At 67.6% G+C, this 4,476-nt stretch carries 3 protein-coding genes; 1 reads left to right on the top strand and 2 read right to left on the bottom strand.

The features are described 5' to 3' along the window. Positions 1–125: 125 nt before the first annotated feature. Both ACFW3D_RS38820 and ACFW3D_RS38815 read right to left on the bottom strand, forming a co-directional pair. Positions 126–1,130 carry an AraC-like ligand-binding domain-containing protein gene (locus ACFW3D_RS38820; protein ID WP_500512787.1) on the bottom strand — a complete coding sequence of 335 codons (1,005 nt, stop codon included), beginning with the start codon at positions 1,128–1,130 and terminating at the stop codon, positions 126–128. Positions 1,131–1,634: 504 nt separating this feature from the next. Continuing rightward, positions 1,635–2,657 carry a LacI family DNA-binding transcriptional regulator gene (locus ACFW3D_RS38815; RefSeq protein WP_500512793.1) on the bottom strand — a complete coding sequence of 341 codons (1,023 nt, stop codon included), beginning with the start codon at positions 2,655–2,657 and terminating at the stop codon, positions 1,635–1,637. Positions 2,658–3,042: 385 nt separating this feature from the next. On the opposite strand from ACFW3D_RS38815, the gene ACFW3D_RS38810 reads away from it, so the two are divergent. Then, entirely contained in the window at positions 3,043–4,329 is a 1,287-nt protein-coding gene (locus ACFW3D_RS38810) for an ABC transporter substrate-binding protein (protein ID WP_500512785.1), read from the top strand. The last annotated feature ends 147 nt before the right edge of the window (positions 4,330–4,476 follow it).

Here is a 4,476-nt window from a genome sequence, read left to right as displayed (position 1 = left end):
ACCCCGCCGAGCTCCCGAAAGGCGCCCCCACACTCCCCAACACCACGAACACAACCTCCGGATGATCGGCTACACCACAAGAAGGGACGCCATCCCCGGTCGGAGCGTGAGCCTCGTAACGAGGGCTATTGAGCGCGAAACGGCTCCACCGAGCGCGGACCGGCGCCCCCCGGCTGGTCGCCCTCCCTCCGGTAGGCCCCGGGGGATGTCCCTGTAGCGGCACGGAAGGCACGGTGCAGTTGCGCGACACTGCCGAAGCCACACTCCCGGGCGACGCTGGAGAGCGGTCGCTCCGGCGTAGTGCGCAGGACTTGCTGGGCACGGTTCACCCGCAGCCTGCGGATCAGCTCGGTGAGCGTCTCCGCGTCCGCGGACAACGTACGGAACAGGGTCCTGCGGGAGATACCACAACCGGCCGCCACGGCCGAGGCGTCGAGACTCGGGTCGTATGCATGACGTCGCACGAAGCGGTGAATCCGCTCGCGGGTGAGGGCAGAGGTACTGGCTTGCGCGATCCGCCCCTTACCAGCCCATTCAAGGGCAAAGTTGAGCAGTCCCAGTGCGTGCGGGACCAGGGTGACCGCAACTGCCGGGTCGAGGCGCTGCAAACCCACCAGGAAGTCGGAGACGAGCCCGCCGGGCCCTGTGCTTCCGAGCTCGACAGCCGTCGCGTCGGCGAGTACCCGACCGGGAAGCAACGACCGGGGTACCTGGACGGCCAGCTGGGAGAACGCACCATCGGAATCGAGAATGTAGGGACGAGAACTGTCCACAAAGGCCATCCCGCCAGTTGACAGTGCGACGAGTCGCCCGTCCTGCCGCAAACGTGTGACACCATCCGTCTGGATATAGGCCAGCACGAAGTCTTCTTGATCGAGGGCGATCAGACGCCTCGTCCGGAACACTTCCTGCTGCCCCGAAGACACTATGGCCAACCCCAAGCCGTCCACGACGCTGCGTTCGATCCGCCCCGTGAATGGGGCCCTCCCCAAAGTCCTGGCGGCGAGACGGACAGAGCAAGCATCACAGATGACATCTGACCAGTAACGGAACGCATCGGCGGGGTCCACATTCGCTGTGGACCAGACTTGGCGCATCGGGTCCTGCGCTTCTGGTTTCATGTAATCCATCTTGCACTGCTTTCACCGCCTGCCGTGTTCGGAAGGCGGCGCTGAGCGCTGCCCAAGGGCCCAGGCCTCGCCACTCAAGATGGTCCTTCCTGCGGCTTCGTGCCCTGCCTCGAAGTGCAGGGCGAACTGTCCCTGGCATGCGCTGTATTCATCGCAGCGCGAAGTGAACTGGTTACACGGTGATGGAATGTTCGTCACTCGCCATCGCTGTTTCTGGGCCTGCCGGCCTGTTCCTACTGGTAGTAGTTCCACGGAGCGTAGGCAGAACAGTGGCATGGTTGGCACGTGAAATAGCGACCTGCGTAGAAAGTCGGACCGTTGCGCCGGGGGCGTCTGTCGGTTCTGAGCGGCCCTCGGACGCGTCCTTGGAAGTGGTGTACGGGTTCCCGCCCGATCAGGGTCTTTGTTCCGGCGTCGGAGTGAGGGTCCGGACATGAAGACGGCCACCGGCTGATCTTCGAGATCCCCACGGCTCGCTTGACGAAGGACATAGAGGCGCCCCGCTCAGGTGCCGGATGGTGCGGCGGCGGTGCTGCCGCGTTCGATGAGCTGGGGGAGCGGCAGACTCACCTCGCGGGCCACGCCGCCGTCGAGGAGGGCGGTCAGTTCCTCGGCCGCGGTCCGGCCGAAGGCCACCGCGTCGCGGGACAGCGCGGTCAGCCATGGCTGGACCAGGCGGCACACAGCCGAGTCCTCCCAGGAGACGATGGAGACGTCGCCGGGCACCTTGCGGCCCAGGCCGACGGCCGCCCCCCAACCTGCCGCCGCCATCACGTCGTTGTCGTAGATGATCGCCGTAGGCGGATCGGGCTCCTGCAGCACCCGGCGTGTGACGGCGGCGCCCTCGGCGTCGGAGTAGTCCGTCACCACGGACCGTGCCGCAGCCAGCCCTTGGCGTGCGGCCTCCTTCGTGAGCGACTCGATGCGGCGAGCGGTGTGGGCCAGGGTCGGAAGGCCCGCGACATGGGCGATGCGCCGGTGGCCCAGGGCGTGCAGGCGGCCGACGACGGCCGCCATGGCCTGCGCGTCCTCGACGCGCACCTGTGACAGACGGCGGTGCGCACCGGGATCGGACTCCGGCAGGGCACCGATCACCACGCCGGGAATGCCGAGTTCATCGAGCAGGGCTGGGCGCGGATCGTCAGTGCGCGGGTCGACGACCAGTACCCCGTCGACGCGGTGCTCGGCCCACCAGCGACGATAGACACCGCACTCGGCTTCGGTGTCTTCCACCACCTGGAGCAGCAGGCCCAGATGACGCGGGGCCAGCACCTCCTGGATGCCCGAGACCAGTTGCAGGAAGAACGAGTCGACGCCCAGGGTTTCGGCGGGCCGGGCCAGTACGAGGCCCACCGTCGCCGCCCCCTCGCCGGACAGGGCCCGCGCCGCGGCGCTGGGTCGCCAGCCGAGTTGCTCGGCGACGCGGCGCACGCGGTCGCGCGTGGCCTCGGAGACGCCGGGACGGCCGTTGAGCGCGAACGAAGCAGCGCTCTCGGACACCCCCGCTCGCTGGGCGATGTTCTTGATGGTGGGTCGGCGGCGCCCGGTCGGACGGCCGTGCCCCGGCGCATCGGCCACGCCTTTGCCCTGCTGCTCGTCTGCCACCGCGAGTGGTCCCCTTCCCTGCACGTGAGCACACATCGTACGGCCCCGCGCGCGCTTTTCCGACTCGGACCGACGGGCGGAACTAAAGCGCTTCAGTAGACGGATCCTAAAGCGCATTAGTTGCGAGTGCAAGACTCCTCTCGTACCTGCTCTGACCTGCGCATATGTACCGGTCGAGAAGAAGCCTCCAAGGAATTCGTTGACTTTCCCCGCGTCGGCTGGAATGGTCTCCTCCACGTGCGCACCCGGCTGGCCCGGCCCCGGGTCGTCATCCACGCGCAAGGTCCGAGCAAAGGAGCCGTCCACCGTGCGTTCCTCCTACAAGGCGGTAGCTGCCGCCGCCGTCGCCGCCGCGACGTTGTCCCTCTCCGCCTGCGGGAACGGCGGGGGAGATGTGTCCTCCGACTCGTCGGGCAAGGTGACGGGCACGATCACCTTCCAGACCTGGAACCTGAAGGCCAACTTCGCGGGCTACTTCAACGGTGTCATCGCCGACTTCGAGAAGAAGTACCCCGGCACCCACGTCAAGTGGGTCGACCAGCCGGCCGACGGCTACGCGGAGAAGCTCAGCGCCGACGCGTCCGGCGGGACCCTCCCCGACGTCGTCAACGTCACCCCCGACCTGCTGGCCCCTCTCGCCAAGGCCGGCCTGGCGCTGGACCTCGACAAGGACGCCGCTCAGTACAAGGCGGAGTACCTTCCCGGTGCCTGGTCCTCCGACGCAGTCCCGGGCCTGGAGGGCACCTACGCCTTCCCGTGGTACCTCAACACCGGCCCGCTGTTCTACAACAAGGCGCTGTTCAAGAAGGCCGGGCTGGATCCCGAGAAGCCGCCGAAGACCTACGACGAGCTGTTCACCGACGCCCTCGCCATCTCCAAGAACAGCAAGGGCAAGGTGGCCACCTTGTCCAACGTGCCCACCATCGAGGACTTCGGTCGCTACGGGGCCCAGCTGGTCAACAAGGACGGCACCGCGTTCACCTTCAACGACGCCAAGGGCGTCGAACTGCTCACGCAGTACAAGAAGCTGTACGACGCGCACGCACTGGACCCGCAGGCCCTGACCGCCACCCCCGAATCGGCCGGTCACAAGTTCCTCACCGGCGCGGTCGCCATGAACCCCGGCAGCGCGCTGGACCTGAAGAACTTCAAGACGCAGGCGCCGACGCTCTACAAGAACATCGGGATCACCGACCAGATCACCAGCACGGGCAAGGTCAACGTCTACGTGCAGAGCATGATGGTGAACTCCAAGGCCAAGCAGAAGGCCGCCGCCATCGCCTTCGCCCACTTCGTCACCGACAACACTCGGCAGATGGAGTTCGCCAAGCAGGTCGCGATCTTCCCGAGCACGGCCGGGGCCCTGAAGGACCCGTACTTCACGAAGGAGGACGGCACGGACGAGACGCGGGTGCGGATCGCGGCGGCCAAGTCCCTCGCCAACGCCGTGAACTACACCCCGGTGCAGTTCAGCGACCAGATGAAGACCGCTCTCGGCAACCAGGTGGCCAAGGCGCTGCAGGGCAAGGAGAGCCCCAAGGAAGCGCTTGACAACGCTGTCAAGGAAGCCAACCAGCTCCTCGCCCAGAGCTGACCGGGATACGCCATGACGTCCTCGACCGCCCCTGGCGCGATCGACGGCGGTCCGCGGGCCGCGGGGCGCGGGCGGGGGGCCGGCGGGCGGCGGGCCCCCCCCCCCGCGGGCCCCCCCCCCCGCGGTGGGCGCCGGGGGGGTGTGCGG

Origin of the sequence: Streptomyces sp. NPDC058864 (assembly GCF_042742985.1) — a bacterium.
GTDB lineage: Bacteria > Actinomycetota > Actinomycetes > Streptomycetales > Streptomycetaceae > Actinacidiphila.
The sequence above is the reverse complement of the archived record's forward strand: the minus strand, read 5'-3'. Positions and strand labels throughout refer to the sequence as shown.

Coding starts and splice junctions, on each gene's coding strand:
- ACFW3D_RS38820 (WP_500512787.1), bottom strand. CDS start 1,130: ATGGATTACATGAAACCAGAAGCGCAGGACCCGATGCGCCAAGTCTGG.